The organism is Streptomyces sp. NBC_00663 (assembly GCF_036226885.1).
Classification (GTDB): domain Bacteria; phylum Actinomycetota; class Actinomycetes; order Streptomycetales; family Streptomycetaceae; genus Streptomyces.
Map to the genome: position 1 here is coordinate 59,942 of NZ_CP109028.1, position 20,392 is coordinate 80,333.

17 protein-coding genes are annotated in these 20,392 nt (G+C 71.5%); 9 read left to right on the forward strand and 8 right to left on the reverse strand.

What is annotated here, in order from left to right; genetic code table 11:
• Window positions 1-97: 97 nt before the first annotated feature.
• The 3 genes from OG866_RS44870 to OG866_RS44880 form a co-directional block, all read right to left on the reverse strand.
• Window positions 98-1,609 (reverse strand): NAD(P)/FAD-dependent oxidoreductase, encoded by a 1,512-nt coding sequence (locus tag OG866_RS44870; RefSeq protein ID WP_329344749.1) that lies wholly within the window; start codon window positions 1,607-1,609, stop codon window positions 98-100.
• A 180-nt stretch (window positions 1,610-1,789) separates the two neighbouring features.
• Complete coding sequence (pcaB, locus tag OG866_RS44875; RefSeq protein WP_329344751.1) at window positions 1,790-3,220, reverse strand: 3-carboxy-cis,cis-muconate cycloisomerase; 1,431 nt, start codon at window positions 3,218-3,220, stop codon at window positions 1,790-1,792.
• On the reverse strand, window positions 3,217-5,202 hold the full coding sequence (locus OG866_RS44880; RefSeq protein WP_329344753.1) for an FAD/NAD(P)-binding protein: 1,986 nt from the start codon (window positions 5,200-5,202) through the stop codon (window positions 3,217-3,219). Before OG866_RS44880 ends, pcaB begins: the two co-directional genes overlap by 4 nt.
• A gap of 554 nt (window positions 5,203-5,756) precedes the next feature.
• Between OG866_RS44880 and OG866_RS44885 the strand changes: the two genes are divergently transcribed.
• From OG866_RS44885 to OG866_RS44925, 9 genes are all read left to right on the forward strand, one after another.
• Window positions 5,757-6,383 carry a hypothetical protein gene (locus tag OG866_RS44885; RefSeq protein WP_329344755.1) on the forward strand — a complete coding sequence of 209 codons (627 nt, stop codon included), beginning with the start codon at window positions 5,757-5,759 and terminating at the stop codon, window positions 6,381-6,383.
• A complete protein-coding gene (locus OG866_RS44890; protein WP_109499984.1) occupies window positions 6,380-6,577 on the forward strand; it encodes a hypothetical protein in 198 nt (65 codons plus the stop codon). The genes OG866_RS44885 and OG866_RS44890 overlap by 4 nt, the downstream gene beginning before the upstream one ends.
• 151 nt (window positions 6,578-6,728) lie before the next feature.
• Window positions 6,729-7,682: a mevalonate kinase gene (gene mvk / locus OG866_RS44895; RefSeq protein WP_329344758.1), complete on the forward strand. Its 954-nt coding sequence runs from the start codon at window positions 6,729-6,731 to the stop codon at window positions 7,680-7,682.
• The gene (mvaD, locus tag OG866_RS44900) at window positions 7,672-8,739 is read left to right on the forward strand and encodes a diphosphomevalonate decarboxylase (protein WP_329344760.1); all 1,068 of its coding nucleotides are present in this window, start codon (window positions 7,672-7,674) and stop codon (window positions 8,737-8,739) included. The genes mvk and mvaD overlap by 11 nt, the downstream gene beginning before the upstream one ends.
• A complete protein-coding gene (locus OG866_RS44905) occupies window positions 8,739-9,839 on the forward strand; it encodes a phosphomevalonate kinase (RefSeq protein WP_329344762.1) in 1,101 nt (366 codons plus the stop codon). Before mvaD ends, OG866_RS44905 begins: the two co-directional genes overlap by 1 nt.
• Window positions 9,836-10,930 carry a type 2 isopentenyl-diphosphate Delta-isomerase gene (gene fni / locus OG866_RS44910; RefSeq protein WP_329344764.1) on the forward strand — a complete coding sequence of 365 codons (1,095 nt, stop codon included), beginning with the start codon at window positions 9,836-9,838 and terminating at the stop codon, window positions 10,928-10,930. The genes OG866_RS44905 and fni overlap by 4 nt, the downstream gene beginning before the upstream one ends.
• A complete protein-coding gene (locus OG866_RS44915) occupies window positions 10,927-11,988 on the forward strand; it encodes a hydroxymethylglutaryl-CoA reductase (protein ID WP_329344766.1) in 1,062 nt (353 codons plus the stop codon). Before fni ends, OG866_RS44915 begins: the two co-directional genes overlap by 4 nt.
• Before the next feature lie 3 nt (window positions 11,989-11,991).
• Window positions 11,992-13,161 carry a hydroxymethylglutaryl-CoA synthase gene (locus tag OG866_RS44920; RefSeq protein WP_329344767.1) on the forward strand — a complete coding sequence of 390 codons (1,170 nt, stop codon included), beginning with the start codon at window positions 11,992-11,994 and terminating at the stop codon, window positions 13,159-13,161.
• Window positions 13,162-13,328: 167 nt separating this feature from the next.
• Window positions 13,329-14,306 (forward strand): 3-oxoacyl-ACP synthase III family protein, encoded by a 978-nt coding sequence (locus tag OG866_RS44925; protein WP_329344769.1) that lies wholly within the window; start codon window positions 13,329-13,331, stop codon window positions 14,304-14,306.
• Window positions 14,307-14,321: 15 nt separating this feature from the next.
• Here the strand turns inward: OG866_RS44925 and OG866_RS44930 are convergent, their stop codons facing one another.
• The 5 genes from OG866_RS44930 to OG866_RS44950 all read right to left on the reverse strand — a co-directional run bounded on the left by OG866_RS44930 (window position 14,322) and on the right by OG866_RS44950 (window position 20,342).
• Window positions 14,322-14,666 carry a DUF6059 family protein gene (locus OG866_RS44930; RefSeq protein ID WP_329344771.1) on the reverse strand — a complete coding sequence of 115 codons (345 nt, stop codon included), beginning with the start codon at window positions 14,664-14,666 and terminating at the stop codon, window positions 14,322-14,324.
• Window positions 14,667-14,741: 75 nt separating this feature from the next.
• A complete protein-coding gene (locus OG866_RS44935) occupies window positions 14,742-14,870 on the reverse strand; it encodes a hypothetical protein (RefSeq protein ID WP_329344773.1) in 129 nt (42 codons plus the stop codon).
• 50 nt (window positions 14,871-14,920) lie between these two features.
• Window positions 14,921-15,811, reverse strand: a complete 891-nt coding sequence (gene metF / locus OG866_RS44940) for a methylenetetrahydrofolate reductase [NAD(P)H] (RefSeq protein WP_329344774.1) — start codon at window positions 15,809-15,811, stop codon at window positions 14,921-14,923.
• The gene (gene metH, locus OG866_RS44945) at window positions 15,808-19,362 is read right to left on the reverse strand and encodes a methionine synthase (RefSeq protein ID WP_329344776.1); all 3,555 of its coding nucleotides are present in this window, start codon (window positions 19,360-19,362) and stop codon (window positions 15,808-15,810) included. The genes metF and metH overlap by 4 nt, the downstream gene beginning before the upstream one ends.
• Complete coding sequence (locus tag OG866_RS44950; RefSeq protein ID WP_329344777.1) at window positions 19,359-20,342, reverse strand: carbohydrate kinase family protein; 984 nt, start codon at window positions 20,340-20,342, stop codon at window positions 19,359-19,361. The genes metH and OG866_RS44950 overlap by 4 nt, the downstream gene beginning before the upstream one ends.
• Window positions 20,343-20,392: the final 50 nt, after the last annotated feature.

A 20,392-nucleotide genomic window follows, 5' to 3' on the forward strand; every position in this document is an offset into this window, starting at 1 on the left:
CGCCTCAGTCACCTCAGTCATGAGGCCGAGCGTATGAGTGCGCGATGTCGTCCGCGACGGCATTGAACGCGCCAAGTGGCTTGAATCCAGGCCCAGTTCACGGTCGCCGCCGCTCTCCCGCCGGGGCCACGGCGGGCCAGTGGGCGGAGGAGCCGGTGGGCCGGGGCCGTACGGAGCCGGTGGCGACGCCGATGACGGGTGCCGTCGGGGCGGCGGGGCGGCGTCGGCGGGCGTCGGGGCCGTGGGTGGCGGTGGGCGGCGGCGGTGCGGCGGTCTCGCTCCGGGGGCGCAGTGTGGCCCACAGGGCGCGGGCGGCGGGTGGGGCGAGGGTCTCGTGCGCGGTGAGCAGTTCGGTCGCGGCCTGCCGGTCGGTGGTCGCGGCGACGGCGAGCCGGGAGCCGTACCGGCTGCCGAGCCGGGCGCGCGGGCCGTCCGGCGGATCGAGCGGGCCGGTGGCCGGCCGCCAGGCGGGGGCGAGGCGGTGGGCCAGCGCGCGGCGCAGCCGGCGGCTGATCCCGACGGCGGTGCCGTGTGCGGTGAGCACCTGCTCCAGGACGAGGGCGCACTCCACGGCGAGGGTCATGCCCTGGCCGTGGGCCGGGTCGAGGGTGGCGAGGGCGTCACCGACGACGAGTAACTGGTCGGGGAACCGGCGCAGTTGCTCGTAGTGCCGTCGGCTGCTGCGGGTGCGGCAGGTGTAGACGGGGCCGAGCGGGGTGGCGTTGGCGATGAGGTCGCGCAGCAGCGGGTCGCGCAGCGAACCGGCAGCGTCGAGGAGTTCGGCGTGGTCGGTGGGCGGGGCGCTGCTGTCGCCGGTGCTGATCGTGACCGACCAGCGGCCGCCCTCGACGGGGCTGAGCACGGCCCGGCGGGGGTCGCCGGGTGCGGGCATGAGCAGCACGCCCTCGAAGTCGGCGACATGGCCGACGGGTGGGGCGTAGAGGGTGGTGGCGTGGGTCGTCGCGGCGGCCGACACGGTCTCGCGCGGTGGTTCGTAGCCGAGTTCGGTGAGCCACTCGGGGACGCGGGAGCCGCGGCCGGAGGCGTCCACCACGAACTCGGCGGACAGCAGCCGCCGGGGTGCGAAGCCGTCCGGTGAGCGCCGGTCCCGGGCGCGGACCCACACGCCGGCGACGGTGTCCTGGGGGCCGGCCTCAAGGGCGACGGCCTCCTGGTCGGGCAGGAAGGTCACCTTGGGGTCGGCGCGCACCCGGTCCCGTACCACCGCGTCGATCAGGTCGCGGCCAGCGCTGAGCCGGGACAGGCCCGTGTCGAAGCGGGGCAGCCAGCCGGCCGGGCCGAGTGTCAGCAGGTCGGCGGGGACGCGGACACGGACCGCGCCGGCCCGCACGAGCTCGTGGCGGACACCGGGGAACAGCCGCTCCAGGCCTTCGTGGGCGGTGGTGGTCAGGGTGTGGGTGTGGCGTGCCTGGGGCACACCCCGGCGGCGGCCGGGGCCGCGGGGCAGCCAGTCGCGTTCGATGAGGGTGACCCGGTCCATGAGGTTCGCCAGTGCCCGCGCCGCGGTGAGCCCGGCGAGGCCGGAGCCGATCACCACGGCGTGGCCGTGGCCGCCGCCCCTGTCGACAACACGCGCGTCCAGACTCAACTCGGCCGCCTCCCCTGTGCGTTGTGTTTGCATCATGCGCCGCGCGGGAGCCGACGCGACCAGGTTCGACGGCGGCTCAAGTCGCATTCAAGGGGGGCTTGAGGCGGGACGCTGATATCGCGGTGCACCGATGGTGCGTACGGCGTCGCCCGCGCCGTACGCACCATCTCGTTCCCGCCGTCAGGGCGACGGGGTCGGGGCGTGGGCCGGGGTCGTCAGGGCCCGGTCCACGAGGGGGCCGGCGAGGCCGGTGTAGCCGGCCGGGTCGAGGAGGGCGGTCGCCTCCTCCCGGGTGAGGAGGCCGGCGAGCTGGGGCAGGTCGGCCAGGACATCGGCCAGGGGAAGGCCGGTGCGGGAGGCCAGCATCGAGGCCTGGGTGAGCAGTTCCTTCGCCGCCGTCTTGCCCAGGCGCGGCGCGAGGACGGCCGAGACGCGTTCGGAGACGAGCTGTCCGCCGGTCGCAGCGAGGTTGGCCCGCATCCGCTCCGGGCGCACCATGAGCCCGCGGGCGAGTTCGACGGCCGTGTGCGCGGCGCCTCCGGTCAACCGCAGGGCCTCGCGCAGGGGCTGCCATTCCGCGTGCCACATCCCGGCCGACCGTTCGTCCTCGGTGGGCAGGGCCTGGAGCAATACGGTGGCCAGCGCGGGGACTTGGAGCGCGGCCGAGCGGATCAGGGTGGCGAGCACGGGGTTGCGTTTGTGCGGCATCGCCGAGGAGACGCCGCGTCCGGTGACCGCGGGTTCGGCGACCTCGCCGACCTCGGTGCGGGTCAGGATCAGCACATCGGCGGCGATCTTGCCGAGGGCGCCAGTGGTGTGGGCGAGCGCCGCGCCGAGGTCGGCGACCGGGGTGCGCAGGGCGTGCCAGGGCAGGGCGGGTACGGCCAGACCGGTCTCGTCGGCGAAGGCGGCGCCGAGTTCGTCGAGCAGCGTCGCGGGGTCGGCGCCCTCACCGGCGTACTGGAGGTAGCCGGCGAGGGTGCCGGCCGCGCCACCCAGCGCGACCGGCAGCTCGATCCGTTCCAGGCGCTCGACGGAGTCGAGGACCAGTTGCCGCCAGCCGGCCGCCTTGAGCCCGAAGGTGGTGGGTACGGCGTGCAGGGCCAGGGTGCGGCCCGCGGTCACCGTGTCCCGGTGGGCGGCGGCGAGGCGGCCCAGGGCGTCGGCGACCGACCGCAGATCGCGGACGATCAGCCGCAGTGCCCGTTGGGCCACCAGCATCGCGCCGGTGTCGAAGACGTCCTGGCTGGTGGAGCCGCGGTGCACGTACTCCGCGGCCTGCGGGGAGTGTTCGGCGACGACCGCGGTGAGCGCCTTGACCAGGCCCACGACCGGGTTCGCGGTCTCCCGCGCGGCCAGGGCGAGTTCGCGTACGTCGAGCAGGTCGGCGCGGGCCGCGGCGGTGATGGCCGCGGCGGCCTGGGCGGGGACGGTGCCGCAGCGGGCCTGGGCGCGGGCCAGGCCCGCCTCCGCGTCGAGCATCGCCTGTAGCCAGGCGCCGTCCCCGACGGCCGCCTCGGCCTCGGTGCCCGCCCGGACCGGGGAGAGGAGCCCCGCGTCCAGGTGGGCGGAGAGGGTGTGCGCGCGTGAGGTCTCATAGGGGGGCGTCATGCGATCGCCTTTGTGTGAGGTGCGGAGGCCAGGGTCACCGTGGCTGACTCCCCTGTGTGCGCGGGCAGTTCGGGCTGGGCCAGGACGGCTGCCGCGATGGCGTCCGAGTCCTCCAGGGTGACCGAGCCGACGCCCGGCCGGATGCCCGCGGCGGTCACCCAGTGCACCGACTCGGTGGGCACGCCGTAGGCGAACCGCCGTGGGTGCGGGGTGCCTTGGGCGTCGAGGAGGTGGTAGGGCCGCTCGGACACCGCCAGGCCGCCGGTCTCATAGGCTCCACCGGGGCCGGGGACACGGAACGACTGACACTGGCCGGTGTCCAGCAGCCGGCTCATCAGCGGGTCCGCGGTGCGCCGCAGGTCGATCTCGGGCAGCCGTGCCTCGATGAGGACGGTGGCCCGGATCGACACGTCCGGTATCGCGGTCGACGTGGCGGTGAAGCAGGGGCCCAGCGGGTCGTCCGCGTCGGCGGTGACACGCAGGCCGGGGCCGGTCACGTCGAGGATGCCGGCGTCCATGAGCGCGGCCATCTCCTCGATGCGGGAGGCGGGCGGGCCGATGGAGAGATAGGCGTTGAGTGGGGTGTACCAGCCGTCGAGGTGGTCCCGGTGGGACTCGGCGGTCAGGCCCGCGTGGTCGACGGCGAGCCGCAGTTCATTGCGCAAGTCCCGCAGGACGTCGAGGGCGGCCTTGACGGGTCCGCTGACGTTGCCCTGGCGGGCCAGGCGCACATCGTCGTCGAGGTGCCCGCGCAGCCAGGCCCGGAAGGCGGACCGGTCGGTGAAGACACGGTCGCCGTAGGGGCGGGCGACGCGCTCCCAGTCCCAGCGTTCGGCGGCCGCGATCCCGGTGGCGTCGAGGAGGTGGTCCTCCTCGGGGCCGGGTTCGGCGTGCAGATAGGCCTCGACGAAGGTGTCGACGGCGGCCGTTGCCTCGCCGCGTGCGGTGAGCAGTGCCGCGTAGTAGACGCCGCACACCTCCTTGGACACCAGCGGCCACAGGTCGGCGGCGAAGTCGATGGCGCCGCTGTGCGGGGCGCGGGCGCGCAGCTCGGCGATGTAGCCGGTGGTCAGCAGCCGGGGGTGGTGGCGGCCGTGGGCGCCCTTCTCGTTCTCGCCGCGCGCCTGGTAGGGCACGCCGCGCCGGGAGCCGGCGTACAGCCGGGGTTCGCGGCCGGAGGGCCGGTAGACCAGGCGGCCGTCGACGCGGGTGAAGACGCCGCCCCTGCCGTAGGTGAACAGGGCGAGGTAGTCGAAGAAGTTGAGCCCGAGTCCGCGCAGCAGTACGGGTTCGCCGGGGCCGATGCCGGACAGGTCGACGTCGGCCGGGTTGGAGGGGGCGAGGTAGATCAGGCCGTTGTGTTCGGCGTAGGCCGACAGCCCGGCTTCCGTGTCGGAGAGCCGGACCGGCACATGGCCCTGGGCGAGGACGACGGCGGACAGGCCGGTGAGCCGGGTGCCGTCCTCCAGGACGACGGTCTGCGGGCCGGTCCGGACGGTCTCGTCCTCAAGGGCGACGGCGCGCACCGGGTGCGTCAGCACCGTCACATGGGCGGCGGCGTCGGCGACGACCTGCTGGAACGCCCAGGTGAGATAGGAGCCGTAGAGGGCCCGGGTGGGGTAGCTGTCGGGGCCGAGGCGGCCGGCCTCGGCGAGGGCGGCCTCGTCGTAGCCGCACTCCGCGCCGGGCTCCAGGGTGCTGGAGGCCAGGGCCTTGGCCCATTCGTACAGGCTCGGCCCCTCGTCCAGCGGGCCGTCGATGCGGACGCTGGCGTCGGTGTAGACCGTGACCTGCGAGGCGACGGTGTTCATCAGCAGGTGCCGGGACTGCGTCGGGCGCCACACCCGTCCCGCGCCCGGTGGGTCCGGGTCGACGACGTGGACGGTGACGGCGTCCCAGCGCGGCGACTTCCGCTCCTGGGCGCAGAGCCGTTCCAGTACGGAAAGGCCACGCGGCCCGGCTCCGACGAGACAGACCTTCAAGTGACCGGTACCTCCGCTCTCGACGGGCAGGACAGGGTCGCGCTGGTCCAGGCGGCCGGCCGGGACCGGGTCCCCCGGAACCCTCGGACCGGCCACCGATGTGCGCGGCCTTGCGGTGAGTCCGACGCTTACTGCGCGTTCGCCTGCATGCGTACCGTCCACAGCGCCTCCTTTCTCCGCAACGGTCGGGGCAGCCGCTCAACCAATGCTTAGATCCGGGTTGAACCCCGCTTGAGAAAACGGAAGCCGGTCTCCTGATCAGGTCTGTCCTGGCTCCCTGGCGAGCCGCGAAGAGGGCTGTATCGGGACTCCAGCAGGCCTCGGTCAGCCCTCGGTACGTTCGTCGAAAAGCGTCACCGATTCCGCTTCGGACGGAATCGCACCGACTCTCCGGGGATATGGATGGGAATCTGGAGTTCCCCTGAAGAAACGATGGTCCGTGAGCGCCCCACGCGCACGCGGGAGTTGGGAAATCGACGGGGGTACGGGACATGGAAAACACATGGAATTTCACGGAGGCCGCGGACGGCGAGCCGCCTCGTGAGGGAGATTCGATGAATACCGACCCGTGCCCCAGGAGCCATGACCACGAGCGGCGCGCCTGCACCGGGTCGCTGCTGTGCGCCGACTGCCTGGGTCAGGTGGAGCGCGATCTGCGCGCGTTGCCCGGGCTGCACCAGGAGAGCCTGCACCATGTGTCGCCGATGCCCCGGCGCACCAACCCGACGAAGGTGTCGGGCAGTTCGCGGCGGGACTACCTGAACATCTCGGTGCTGGACGCCCGGCACAACCTCCTCGAGACTCTCGTTTCCTGGTCGGAGATCGTCGTGGAGCAGCGGGGAGTCCCGGCTCCGGCGCAGTCCGTTCCGCAGCTGTCGAGGTTTCTGGCACGGCATCTGGAGTGGCTCGCGGCACAGCCGCCGGCCGCCGATTTCGTGGACGAGATCGAGGGCCTGGTCGCCGAGTTGCGCGGCACGATCGACCCGGATCCCAGCAGTGTGAACGGCCTCGTCCGAAAGTGCGCCATGGACGACTGCGAAGGAACGATGAGGCCCGCGCTGAATGGCGGGGTCACCGGTAACGGCAGCATCGAATGCTCGGCCGGACATTCCTGGGAAATGCACGAATGGCTGAACCTGAGGCGGCTCATGGAGCAGCAGCGAAAGGGTGTCACCGCATGATGAAACCGCCGCGTCACCGGCTCGTCCCCACGAATGTGGCGGCGCTCGCCGTGGGGGTGTCCGAGGCGACCATCCGTAAATGGGTGAGCCGCGGGAAGATCACCCGCTACGGCGCGCCGAACTGCCGCTCGGAGTTCGACATCGACGAGCTGACGGAGATCGCCTTGCAGCGCCGTCCGCGCACCTGCCCATGAATGCCGCACCGGTTGACGGGCGGCCCGGCGCCGCCCTTCGCACGTCCTGTTCGTCCAGCCGTTCTTCCAGCAGAAACGACAAGGGGAGCTGAGTGGGTTGACACTACCGACCTCATTGGAAGGAGTGCCGGGAAGCCGCCGGGCTCGCTCCGTGGGCATCGGCCGCGCCCATGCCAAGGCCATCCTGCTGGGAGAGCACGCGGTCGTGTACGGGGCGCCGGCGCTGGCGCTGCCGATTCCGCAGCTCACGGCCACGGCGAGTGCCGGATGGTCGACGCCGGCCGGTGAGGTGCAGGGCGAGTTGTCCTTCACCATGACCGGTTCCGCGTCCCGCGCGGTGGTGACGTGGGCCTCGGACGGTCTGCGTCAGCTGACCCATGCCTTCAAGGAGCGCATGGGCATCACCGGCACCCGGCACCTTGACGTGATTCTCGACGGTGCCATCCCGCTCGGTCGCGGGCTCGGTTCCAGCGCCGCGCACTCGCGGGCGATCGTCCTGGCCCTGGCCGACCTCTTCGACCGCGAACTGGACGGCAGCACGGCGTTCGAGCTGGTGCAGACGGCCGAGAACGTGGCGCACGGCCGGGCCAGCGGCGTGGACGCCATGGCCGTCGGCGCGGCGGCCCCGCTGCGCTTCCAGGCGGGCCGGGCCCGGGATCTGGCCGTGGGCTGCGAGGGCCTGTTCATCCTCGCGGACAGCGGCACGGCCGGCAGCACCAAGGAGGCCGTGGAGTTGCTGCGGTCCGGGTTCCAGCGTGAGTCCGGGGCCCAGGAGCGGTTCCTGGGCCGGGCGACCCGGCTCGTCGACGACGCCGAACTGGCGCTCGCCGAGGGCGAGTCGGAGCGGCTCGGGACCGTGATGACGGACTACCACGAGCTGATGCGGGCCGCCGGTCTGAGCACCGACCGGATCGACGCGATGGTCGAGGGCGCGCTGAAGGCGGGCAGCCTCGGCGCCAAGATCACCGGCGGTGGTCTGGGCGGCTGTGTCCTCGCCCTGACCCAGCCGGAGCAGGCCCGTGAGGTCGCCCGGCAACTGCACGAGGCCGGCGCCGTCCAGACGTGGGTCGTACCGCTGAGGAGGCTCGCCGACCATGCCGGCTGAACGAACGGACCAGCAGACCGTGCGGGCCAAACAGGCGACCGCACTGGTGGACGTACAAGAGACCGCCACCGCTGTCGCGCACCCGAACATCGCGCTCATCAAGTACTGGGGCAAGAGCGACGAGCGGCTGTTCCTGCCCCGCACGGACAGCCTGTCGATGACCCTGTCCGTCTTCCCCACGACCACCCGCGTCCGGCTCGCCCCCGAGGCGGAGCAGGACACGGTCGTCTTCAACGGGCAGCCCGCGACCGGTGAGGCCGAGCGCCGCATCGTGGCGTTCCTGGACCTGGTGCGGGAGCGGGCGGGCAGCCCGGTGCGGGCCGTCGTCGACACCGAGAACACGGTGCCCACCGGGGCGGGTCTGGCGTCCTCGGCCAGCGGGTTCGCCGCGCTGGCCGTCGCCGCGTCCGCCGCCTACGGGCTCGGTCTGGACGCGCGGGGCCTGTCCCGGCTGGCCCGGCGCGGTTCCGGCTCGGCCTCGCGGTCGATCTTCGGCGGCTTCGCCGTCTGGCACGCGGGCACACCCACCGGCACCCCGGAGGAGGCGGACGCCAGCTCGTACGCCGAACCGGTGGACGCCGCCCGCCTCGACCCGGCGCTGGTCGTCGCCGTCGTCAACGCGGGCCCCAAGGAGGTGTCCAGCCGTACGGCGATGCGCCGCACCATGGACACCTCCCCGCTGTTCGAGCCGTGGGCGGAGTCCAGCAAGGCCGACCTCGTCGACATGCGGGCGGCACTGGGGCGCGGCGACCTGGAGGCGGTCGGCGAGATCGCCGAACGCAACGCGCTCGGCATGCACGCCACGATGCTGGCGGCGCGCCCCGCGGTCCGGTACATGTCGCCGGCCTCGCTCACGGTCATCGACAGCGTGCTGCGGCTGCGCCGGGACGGGGTTCCGGCGTACGTGACGATGGACGCCGGTCCGAACGTCAAGGTGCTGTGCCGGCGCGCGGACACCGACCGGGTTTCGGCGGTGGTGCGCGAGGCCGCCGCGGGCGGTTCGGTGCATGTCGCCGTGCCCGGGCCGGGCGCCCGGCTGCTGGACGAGGGCGTGTGATGGCCGGTCAGCGGGCCGTGGTGCGGAGCGCTCCGGGCAAGTTGTTCGTCGCGGGCGAGTACGCGGTGGTCGAGCCCGGCAACCAGGCGATCCTGGTGGCCGTCGACCGGTACATCACCGTCACCGTGTCCGAGTCTCAGGCCGCCGACGCCGATGTCGTCGTCGACTCCGACCTCGGCTCGCGCGCGGTGCGTCTGCGCTGGCAGGGCGGCCGGCTCGCCGGGGGCGACGGGCGGATGCCGCATGTGGTGTCCGCGGTCCAGACCGTGGCCGAGCTGCTCACCGAACGCGGGCTGCCCGTACCGCCGTTGAACGTGTCGATCAGCAGCACCCTGCACGAGGCGGGCCGCAAGTACGGCCTGGGTTCCAGCGGCGCGGTGACGGTGGCGACCGTCGACGCGGTGACGTCGTACTGCGGTCTGCGGCTCACGACCGAGGAGCGGTTCCGGCTGGCGCTGCTCGCCACCGCCCGCATCGAGCCCAAGGGTTCGGGCGGTGACCTCGCCGCCAGCACCTGGGGCGGCTGGATCGCCTACCGCGCCCCCGACCGGACGCAGGTCCTCGACCTGGCCCGCGCCCGGGGCGTGGCGGAGGCGCTGCGGGCGCCCTGGCCCGGTTTCTCGGTACGACGGCTGCCGGCACCGGCCGGACTGTCCTTCCAGGTCGGCTGGACCGGAAGCCCGGCCTCGACCGAGGCCCTCGTCGCCGACCTGCACCGGCGGCGGTCCTGGCGGGGCAGCGCCTCGCACCAGAAGTTCGTGACCACCACCGCCGACTTCGTCCAGGCCGCGGTCACGGCGCTGGAGGACGGCGACGGCCCCGCGCTGCTGCACGAGATCCGGCGGGCCCGGCAGGAGCTGGCCCGGCTGGACGACGAGGTCGGCCTCGGCATCTTCACGCCCGAACTGACCGCGCTGTGCGACGCGGCCGAAGCGGTCGGCGGCGCGGCCAAGCCCTCCGGGGCGGGCGGCGGCGACTGCGGTATCGCCCTGCTCGACGAGCGGGCCGCGCACGACATCTCGCAGGTACGTCAACGGTGGGCCGCGGCCGGGGTGCTGCCCCTGCCCCTGCGTCCCGCCCTGGAAGGGAACCAAGCATGAGTAGCGCTCAGCGCAAGGACGACCACGTCCGGCTCGCCATGGAGCAGCAGCACGCGCACAGCGGACGCAACCAGTTCGACGAGGTGTCGTTCGTGCACCACGCCCTGGCCGGTATCGACCGCCCGGACGTGTCCCTGGCCACGAGCTTCGCCGGCTTCACCTGGCAGGCGCCGCTCTACATCAACGCGATGACCGGCGGCAGCGCCAAGACCGGCGCCATCAACCGGGATCTGGCCACCGCCGCCCGGGAGACCGGGGTGGCCATCGCCTCCGGTTCCATGCACGCCTACTTCAAGGACCCGTCCTGCGCGGACACCTTCCGGGTGCTGCGCAGCGAGAACCCCGACGGGTTCGTCCTGGCGAACGTCAACGCGACGGCGTCGGTCGACAACGCGCGCCGCGCCATCGACCTCATCGAGGCGAACGCGCTACAGATCCACCTCAACACGGCGCAGGAGACGCCCATGCCGGAGGGCGACCGCTCCTTCGGGTCGTGGGCGGCGCAGATCGAGCGGATCGCGGCGGGCGTCGACGTCCCCGTGATCGTCAAGGAGGTCGGCAACGGCCTGAGCCGGCAGACGATCCTCGCGCTGCCCAACCTGGGCGTGCAGGTGGCCGACGTCAGTGGCCGCGGCGGCACGGACTTCGCCCGGATCGAGAACGGCCGGCGTGAGCTCGCCGACTACGCGTTCCTGCACAACTGGGGCCAGTCCACGGTCGCCTGCCTCCTCGACGCACAGGACGTCGGCATTCCCGTCCTGGCCTCCGGCGGGGTCCGCAACCCGCTGGACGTGACCCGCGCCCTCGCCCTCGGCGCCCGTGCCGTCGGCTCCTCCGGCGGGTTCCTGCGGACCCTGGTCGACGGTGGGGTCCCCGCGCTCGTCGCGCAGATCTCCACCTGGCTCGACCAGCTGGCCGCCCTTCAGACCATGCTCGGCGCGCGCACGCCCGCCGAACTCGCCCACTGCGACCTGCTGATCCACGGCGAGCTCCGCGACTTCTGTGTCGACCGGGGCATCGACACCCGGCGGTTCGCCCAGCGCTCCAGCTCCATCGACGCCCTCACCGAGATGACAGGAAGCTCACGATGACCGAAGCACACGCGATCGCCGGCGTCCCCATGCGCTGGGTCGGCCCCCTGCGCATCTCGGGGAACGTCGCCACGACCGAGACCCAGGTTCCGCTGGCCACCTACGAGTCGCCGCTGTGGCCGTCGGTCGGCCGCGGCGCGAAGGTGTCCCGGCTGGCCGAGAAGGGCATCGTCGCCACCCTCGTCGACGAGCGGATGACCCGCTCGGTGCTCGTCGAGGCCGTCGACGCCCAGACCGCCCTGACGGCCGCGCGGACCATCGAGGCCCGTATCGACGAGCTGCGCGAGGTGGTGCGCGGTTGCAGCAGGTTCGCCCAGCTCATCGGCATCCGGCACGAGATCAACGCCAACCTGCTGTTCATCCGCTTCGAGTTCACCACCGGCGACGCCTCCGGCCACAACATGGCGACGCTGGCCTCCGACGCCCTGCTCGCCCATCTCCTCAAGACGATCCCGGGCATCTCCTACGGCTCGATCTCCGGCAACTACTGCACGGACAAGAAGGCCACCGCCATCAACGGCATCCTCGGCCGCGGCAAGAACGTGGTCACCGAGATCCTCATCCCGCGTGACGTGGTGAGCGACGTGCTGCACACCACGGCCGCCAAGATCGTCGAGCTGAACATCCGCAAGAACCTGCTCGGCACCCTCCTCGCCGGCGGCATCCGCTCGGCCAACGCGCACTACGCGAACATGCTGCTCGCGTTCTACCTGGCCACCGGCCAGGACGCGGCCAACATCATCGAGGGCTCGCAGGGCGTCGTGATGGCCGAGGACCGCGACGGCGACCTCTACTTCGCCTGCACCCTGCCGAACCTGATCGTCGGCACGGTCGGCAACGGCAAGGGGCTCGGCTTCGTGGAGACGAACCTGACCCGGCTCGGCTGCCGGGCCGAGGCCGCGCCCGGCGAGAACGCCCGCCGCCTCGCCGTCCTCGCGGCGGCCACGGTGCTGTGCGGCGAACTCTCCCTGCTCGCGGCGCAGACCAACCCGGGCGAGCTCATGCGCGCACACGTCCAGCTGGAACGCGACAACAAGACCGCAAAGGTTGGTGTCTAGGGCATGTCCATCTCCATAGGAATCCACGATCTGTCGTTCGCCACGGGCGAGTTCGTGCTGCCGCACACCGCGCTCGCCGACTACAACGGCACCGAGATCGGCAAGTACCACGTCGGTATCGGCCAGCACTCGATGAGCATCCCCGCCGCCGACGAGGACATCGTGACCCTCGCCGCGACGGCCGCCGCGCCGATCATCGCGCGGCACGGCAGCGACCGTATCCGCACGGTCGTCTTCGCCACCGAGTCCTCGATCGACCAGGCGAAATCGGCGGGCGTGTACGTCCACTCGCTGCTCGGACTGCCCTCGGCCACCCGCGTCGTCGAGCTGAAGCAGGCCTGCTACGGCGCCACGGCCGCCCTCCAGTTCGCCATCGGCCTGGTGCGGCGCGACCCCGCCCAGCAGGTCCTGGTGATCGCCAGTGACGTCTCCAAGTACGAGCTGGACAGCCCCGGCGAGGCGACGCAGGGCGCGGCGGCCGTGGCCATGCTGGTCAGCCTCGACCCGGCCCTGGTGCGCATCGAGGACCCCTCGGGCCTGTTCACCGCCGACGTCATGGACTTCTGGCGGCCCAACTACCTCAACACCGCGCTGGTCGACGGCCACGAGTCCATCAACGCCTACCTCCAGGCCGTCGAGGGCACCTGGAAGGACTACAGCGAGCAGGGCGGCCGCGGCCTGGAGGAGTTCGCCGCGTTCTGCTACCACCAGCCGTTCACGAAGATGGCCTTCAAGGCCCACCGCCACCTTCTGAACTACTGCGGCCAGGACACCGACAAGGACGCCATCGCCCAGGCCATCGGCCTGACCACGGCCTACAACACGGTGGTCGGCAACAGCTACACGGCCTCCGTGTACCTGGCCCTGTCGGCGCTGCTCGACCAGTCCGACGACCTGACCGGCAAGTCCATCGGCTTCCTCAGCTACGGCTCCGGCAGCGTCGCCGAGTTCTTCGCCGGTACGGTCGTCGCCGGCTACCGGGACCAGCTGCGCACCGAGGCCAACCACGAGGCCATCAACCGGCGCAAGCCGGTCGACTACGCCGGCTACCGCGACCTGCACGAGCGGTCGTTCCCCACGGACGGCGGCGACTACGCCACCGAGGAGCAGACCACGGGCCCGTTCCGGCTGGCCGGGATCAGCGGTCACAAGCGGATCTACCAGGCACGTTAGCGCTTCGCTGGAGGGGCCGGGCGGGGCGGTTGTTCGGCTGCGGCAGCGTGGGGGCTGGTCGTGCAGTTCCCCGCGCCCCTTTGGGGCGTTGCCGGACCGAAGTCGGCCTACCCACCCGGCCCCAGTCGCACAGTCATTCGAAAACCACTTGAGGGGCGGGCACTCGCATGCAGGATGTCAGGATCATCGGTACGGGTGCCTACGTACCGGACCGGATCGTCTCCAACGACGAGGTCGGCGCACCGGCCGGAGTCGACAGCGACTGGATCATCACCAAGACCGCCTTCCGCGAACGGCGTTGGGCCGCCGACGACGAGGCCACGTCGGACCTGGCGACCGCCGCGGCGCGTGCCGCGCTGGAGTCGGCCGGCATCACTGCCGCGCAGCTGTCCGTGATCGTGGTCGCCACCTCCACGCCCGACCGGCCCCAACCCCCCACCGCCTCCTACGTCCAACGCAACCTCGGCGCGACGGGCGCCGCCGCCTTCGACGTCAACGCCGTCTGCTCGGGTGAGGTGTTCGCCCTGTCGGCGGCGGAGAACCTGCTGGCCCGCAAGGGCGGCCACGCCCTCGTCATAGGCGCCGACATCTACTCCCGCATCCTCAACCCCGCCGACCGCCGCACCGTCGTGCTGTTCGGCGACGGAGCCGGCGCCATCGTGCTGGGCCAGGCGGACAGCGGGCCGCGGATCCGGCACCTGGACCTGCACACGTTCGGTGAGCTCTCGGATCTGATCCGGGTGCCCGGCGGCGGCAGCCGTGCCCCGCTGACCGCCGAGTCCCTTGAGGAGGGCCAGCAGTACTTCACCATGGACGGCAGGGGCGTACGCCGCTTCGTCGCCGACCATGTCCCCCAGCTGGTCAAGCAGTTCCTGCACGAGGCCGGTGTCGTCCCCGACGACATCCGCCACTTCATCCCGCACCAGGCCAACGGCGTCATGCTCGACGACCTCTTCACCGAGCTGGCCCTGCCGAACGCCACGATGCACAAGACCCTGGAGACCTACGCCAACACCGGCGCCGCCTCCATCCCCATCACCCTCGACGCGGCCCACCGTGAAGGCGCCCTGCGCCGGGGTGACCTGGTTCTCCTCGCCGGCTTCGGCGGCGGCATGGCCGCAGGACTCGCCCTCATCGAATGGTGAGTCAGGAGCTGTGAGTCAGTTGGTGTCGCGGACGCGCTGTTCGTAACCGGGCCACAGGTCCCGGGCGAGCAGCCGTTCCTGCGCCGTCAGCGGCAGATCAGCGCGCAGTCGCTCGGGGTGGGCGGGCGGTGGCCCACCGACCCCCGGCGGCAGCACCAGGAACCGTCGCCAGAGCTGCCCCGCGAGGAAGCCGCGGGAGCCGGTGGCGGAATCAGCCATGCCCATGCCCATGTCCTGGTCCGGGCCCTGGGGCGCTCCGGTGCCGAGATGCATGGCTCCGAAGGCCGCCAAGGACCGCCAGAGCGGCCACAGGCAGCGGTTCCTCAACCACCGCGCACCGCCGCGCAGCAGACCGTTCATGTCCGCACCACCTCCGCATCGCCGCTCGTGGGAAGCTGCCAACGGCCACTCGTGGACCGGTGGAGCAGGGCGGCGTCAGTCGATGCCGCGTATGACGTGGGGCTCCCAGGAGTCGTCCTCGTCGATGCCCGCGAGCCGAAGCGGTGGGGCGAGGACGTGGATGTCCTGGGACTGTCTGCCGTCTTCCTCCGGGGTGTCGTACACCTGCTCCTCCTGCTCAGCTCTCTTCGGATCGGTCGGCCGTGCCGTGGACCTCACGCCGTGACGCGGGTCGCCGCCAGCACGTTGCGGTGGATGTCCAGGGCGGCCGTGGACTTGTTGAGGGTGATGTAGTGCAGGCCGGGGGCGCCCTCGGCGAGGAGCCGCTCGGCCATGGCGGTGGCGTACTCGACGCCGATGCGGTGACCGTCCGCCGGGTTGTCGCGCACGGCGTCCAGGCGGTGGGCGAGGTCCTCGGGGAAGGCGGCGCCGCTGAGTTCGGCGAAGCGGGCGATCTGGCGCACGTCGGTGGCCGGCATGATCTCCGGAATGACCGGGGTGTCGCAGCCGGCCGCGGCGACCCGGTCGCGCAGCCGCAGATAGTCCTCGACGTGGAAGAACATCTGGGTCACCGCGTAGTCGGCGCCCGCCTTGCACTTGGCGACGAAGTGCCGGATGTCGGACTCCCAGTCGGCCGAGCGCGGATGCCGCTCGGGAAAGGCCGCCACCCCGACGCTGAACTCCCCCGACTCCTTGACCAGGCGCACCAGTTCATGGGCGTGGGTGAAGCCTTCGGGGTGGGCGATCCAGGGCGCGTTGGGGTCGCCGGGCGGGTCACCGCGCAGGGCGAGGACGTCCCGGACGCCCGCGTCGGCGTACTGGCCGATGATGTGCCGCAGTTCCGACACCGAGTGCCCGACCGCGGTCAGATGGGCGACCGGGCGCAGAGTCGTCTCGGTCGCGATCCGCTTGGTCACCTCGACCGTACGGTCCCGGGAGGAGCCGCCGGCCCCGTAGGTGACCGAGACGAAGGTCGGGGCCAGCGGTTCGATCCGACGGATCGCCTCCCACAGCGTCCGCTCGCCCTTGGGTGTCTTCGGCGGAAAGAACTCGAAGGAGAACGACGGGGTTCCCCGGTCGAGCAGGTCGCGCAGGGTCGTCGTCACTCCCGGCCTCCGGCGTTGAAGTAGCTGGCTTCGGGGTGGTGCAGGACGATGGCGTCCGTGGACTGCTCGGGGTGCAGCTGGAACTCCTCGGACAGGTGGACGCCGATGCGCTCGGGCTGGAGCAGGTCGGCGATCTTCGCGCGGTCCTCCAGGTCGGGGCAGGCCGGGTAGCCGAAGGAGTAGCGGCAGCCCTGGTACTCGGTGCGGAACATGCCGTCCAGCGAGCCAGGATCACCCCCGGCGATACCGAGTTCACCGCGCACGCGTGCGTGCCAGTACTCGGCGAGGGCTTCGGCCAACTGCACGGACAGCCCGTGCAGTTCGAGATAGTCGCGGTAGGCGTTCGCCTCGAAGAGCCGGGCCGTCTCCTCCCCGATCCGGGAGCCGACGGTGACTACCTGAAGCCCAATGACGTCCGTCTCCCCCGACTCCTCCGAACGGAAGAAGTCGGCCAGACACAGCCGACGGCCACGGCGCTGCCGCGGGAACGCGAACCGGGTCAGCTCGGACCCGTTCTCGTCCAGCAGGATCAGGTCCTCGCCCTTGGACACACAGCGGAAGTAGCCGTGCACGACGGCGGCCTCAAGGAGGTTCTCCGTCTGAAGCCGGTCGAGCAGCCCGCGCAGCCGCGGCCGCCCCTCGGTCTCCACAAGCTCCTCGTAGGTCGGCCCGTCACCCCGGCGCGCCTGCTTCAGCCCCCACTGCCCCTTGAACAGAGCCGCCTCGTCCAGCCAGGAGGCGTACTCCTTGAGCTGGATGCCCTTGATGACACGGGTGCCCCAGAAGGGCGGCTCGGGGACGGGATGATCGACGGCGACATCGGAGCGCCCCCCTTCGTCAGGACTCTCCGCGACGACGACGGCACTCGCGACAGGCTTGACCCGGCGCTGCTTGAGCTCGGGCAGGACCGCGCCCGGAACGCCGCGCTTCACGCCGATCAGCGCGTCCATCAGGCGCAGACCCTCGAACGCGTCGCGGGCGTAACGGACTTCACCCTCGTAGATCTCGTGCAGATCCTGCTCGACATACGCCCGCGTCAGCGCCGCACCCCCCAGGATGACCGGGTAATCAGCGGCCATGCCACGGGAGTTGAGCTCCTCCAGGTTCTCCTTCATGATCACCGTGGACTTCACCAGCAGCCCGGACATGCCGATCACATCGGCCCGGTGCTCCTCAGCCGCCTCCAGAATCGCCGAGACCGGCTGCTTGATGCCCAGGTTGACCACGTTGTAGCCGTTGTTGGACAGGATGATGTCGACGAGGTTCTTGCCGATGTCGTGGACGTCACCGCGGACCGTGGCCAGCACGATCGTGCCCTTGCCCTCCGCGTCCGACTTCTCCATGTGCGGTTCGAGATAGGCGACCGCCGACTTCATCACCTCGGCCGACTGCAACACGAACGGCAACTGCATCTGACCCGAGCCGAACAGCTCGCCGACGACCTTCATGCCGTCCAGGAGCGTGTTGTTGACGATGTCCAGAGCCGAAGTCGTCTCCAGCGCCTGACCGAGGTCGGCTTCCAGGCCGTTCTTCTCGCCGTCGATGATGCGGCGCTTGAGACGCTCCTCCAGCGGCAGCGCGGCCAGTTCCTCAGCCTTGCCCGCCTTCAACGACTTCGCGGTCGCGCCCTCGAACAAGGCCATCAGCTTCTGGAGCGGGTCATAACCCTCGGCACGACGGTCGTAGATCAGATCGAGGGCCGTCTGCACCTCCTCCTCGGAGAACCGGGCGATCGGCAGGATCTTCGACGCATGCACGATCGCCGAGTCCAGACCCGCCTTCACACACTCGTCCAGGAACACCGAGTTCAGCAGGATGCGGGCCGCCGGGTTCAGACCGAAGGAAATGTTCGACAAGCCGAGTGTCGTCTGCACGTCCGGGTGGCGCCGCTTGAGGTCACGGATCGCCTCGATCGTGGCGATACCGTCCTTGCGGGACTCCTCCTGACCCGTGCAGATCGTGAAGGTCAGGGTGTCGATCAGGATGTCCGACTCGTGGATACCCCAGTTCCCGGTCAGGTCATCGATCAGCCGCTCCGCAATCGCGACCTTCGTCTCGGGCGTGCGGGCCTGGCCCTCCTCATCGATGGTCAGCGCGATCAGCGCCGCACCATGCTCCTGCGCCAGCTTCGTCACCTTCGCGAAGCGCGACTCCGGACCGTCACCGTCCTCGTAATTGACCGAGTTGATGACCGCACGCCCACCCAGCTTCTCCAACCCGGCCTGGAGGACATCGACCTCGGTCGAGTCCAGCACGATCGGCAGCGTCGACGCGGTCGCGAACCGTCCGGCCAGCTCCTCCATGTCCGCCACACCGTCACGGCCCACGTAGTCCACGCACAGGTCCAGCATGTGCGCGCCCTCACGGATCTGGTCCCGGGCCATCTCCACACAGTCGTCCCAGCGGCCCTCCAGCATCGCCTCACGGAACTTCTTCGACCCGTTGGCATTCGTCCGCTCACCGATCGCCAGATACGACGTGTCCTGACGGAACGCCACCGTCTGATAGAGCGAGGCCGCACCCGGCTCGGGACGCGGTTCCCGCTCCCCCGGTGCCATGCCCCGTACCCGCTCGACGATCTGCCGCAGATGCTCGGGCGTCGTACCGCAGCAGCCGCCGATCAGGGACAGGCCGTAGTCGCGTACGAAGTTCTCCTGCGCGTCCGCCAACTCCGCCGGGGCCAGCGGGTAGTGGGCGCCGTCCTTGGTCAGTACCGGCAGGCCGGCGTTCGGCATGCAGGAGAGCTGGATGCGGGAGTGGCGGGCGAGGTAGCGCAGGTGCTCGCTCATCTCGGCGGGGCCGGTCGCGCAGTTCAGGCCGATCATGTCGATGCCGAGCGGCTCCAGCGCGGTCAGCGCGGCGCCGATCTCCGAGCCGAGGAGCATGGTGCCGGTCGATTCCACCGTCACCGAGACGATCAGCGGCACGTTCAGGCCGAGGGCTTCGAGGCCGCGGCGGGCGCCGAGGACGGCGGCCTTGGTCTGGAGCAGATCCTGCGTGGTCTCCACCAGCAGCGCGTCGGCGCCGCCCGCGATGAGGCCCTCGGCGTTCTGCTGGTAGGCGTCGCGCAGGAGGGTGTAGGGGGCGTGGCCGAGGGTGGGGAGCTTGGTGCCGGGGCCCATGGAGCCCAGGACCCAGCGCTGGCGGCCGTCGCGGACGGTGTACTCGTCGGCCGTCTCGCGGGCCACGCGGGCGCCGGCCTCGGACAGCTCGTGGACGCGCTCAGGGATGTCGTACTCGCCGAGGGCCGCGTGGTTCGCGCCGAAGGTGTTGGTCTCCACGCAGTCGACGCCGGCGCCGAAGTACTCCTCGTGGACGGAGCGGACGATGTCCGGGCGGGTGACGTTGAGGATCTCGTTACAGCCTTCGAGGTTCTCGAAGTCCTCAAGGGTCGGGTCCTGCGCCTGGAGCATGGTGCCCATGGCCCCGTCGGCGACGACCACGCGGGTGGCGAGCGCCTCGCGGAGGGCGGCGACGCGGGCTTCGTGGGTGGCGGCGGCGCGGGCTTCTTGGGCAGCGGCGGCGACGCGGGTTTCGTGGGGGCCGGTCATGACAGCTCACTCAGGACGGAGGCGAGCGGCTGGGCCGCGTCGGGGCCGTAGGTGCGCTCGACGATGCCGGTCAGCTGCGCCCGGTCGATCTCGTAGGACTGCGAGCCGACCGCGCCAAGGACGACGGAGGCCAGCGCACAGCCGAGTCGGGCCGCGGACTCCAGCGGGGCGCCCTGGCCGACGGCGGCCAGGAAGCCGACGCGGAAGGCGTCCCCGACGCCGGTCGGGTCGGCGGTCGGGGCGTCGGGAACGGCGGGGACGACGAGGGGTGCCTGACCGAGGCGTTCGAGGCGTACGCCCTTCTCGCCCAGGGTGGTGACCCAGGTGCCGACCGTCGCGAGGACGTCGGTGCGGCTCCAGCCGGTGCGCTCCTTCAGGAGCGCGGCCTCGTACTCGTTGGTGAACAGCCAGGTGGCGCCGTCCACGAGATCGCGGACCTGGGGGCCGTCCAGGCGGGCCAGTTGCTGCGAGGGGTCGGCCGCGAAGGGGATGCCGAGGTCGCGGCATTCCGCGGTGTGGCGCAGCATCGCCGCCGGGTCGTCGGGCGAGATCAGGACGAGGCCGGGGCGGTCGGGTCCGGTGACGAGCGGGCGCAGGTCGATGTCGGACGCCTCGGCCATCGCGCCCGCGTAGAAGGCGGCGATCTGGTTGGCGTCCTCGTCGGTGATGCACATGAAGCGGGCGGTCTGCCGTTCCCCGGAGACGTGCACGCCCCCGGTGTCGACGCCGTGCTCCTTCAGCCACAGCTCGTACTCGGCGAAGTCCGTGCCCACCGCTCCGATCAGCAGCGGTGCGAGGCCGAGGCCGCCGAGCCCGAAGGCGATGTTCGCGGCGACACCGCCCCGGCGCACCTCAAGTCGGTCGACGAGGAAGGAGAGCGAGACGTGGGCGAGCTGCTCGGGCAGCAGCTGGTCCGCGATCCGTCCGGGGAAGACCATCAGGTGGTCGGTGGCTATCGATCCTGTCACCGCGATGCGCACGGGCACTCCTTGGGTCGCTTCGGTCGCTGATCACCGGTGGTGCGTGTGTC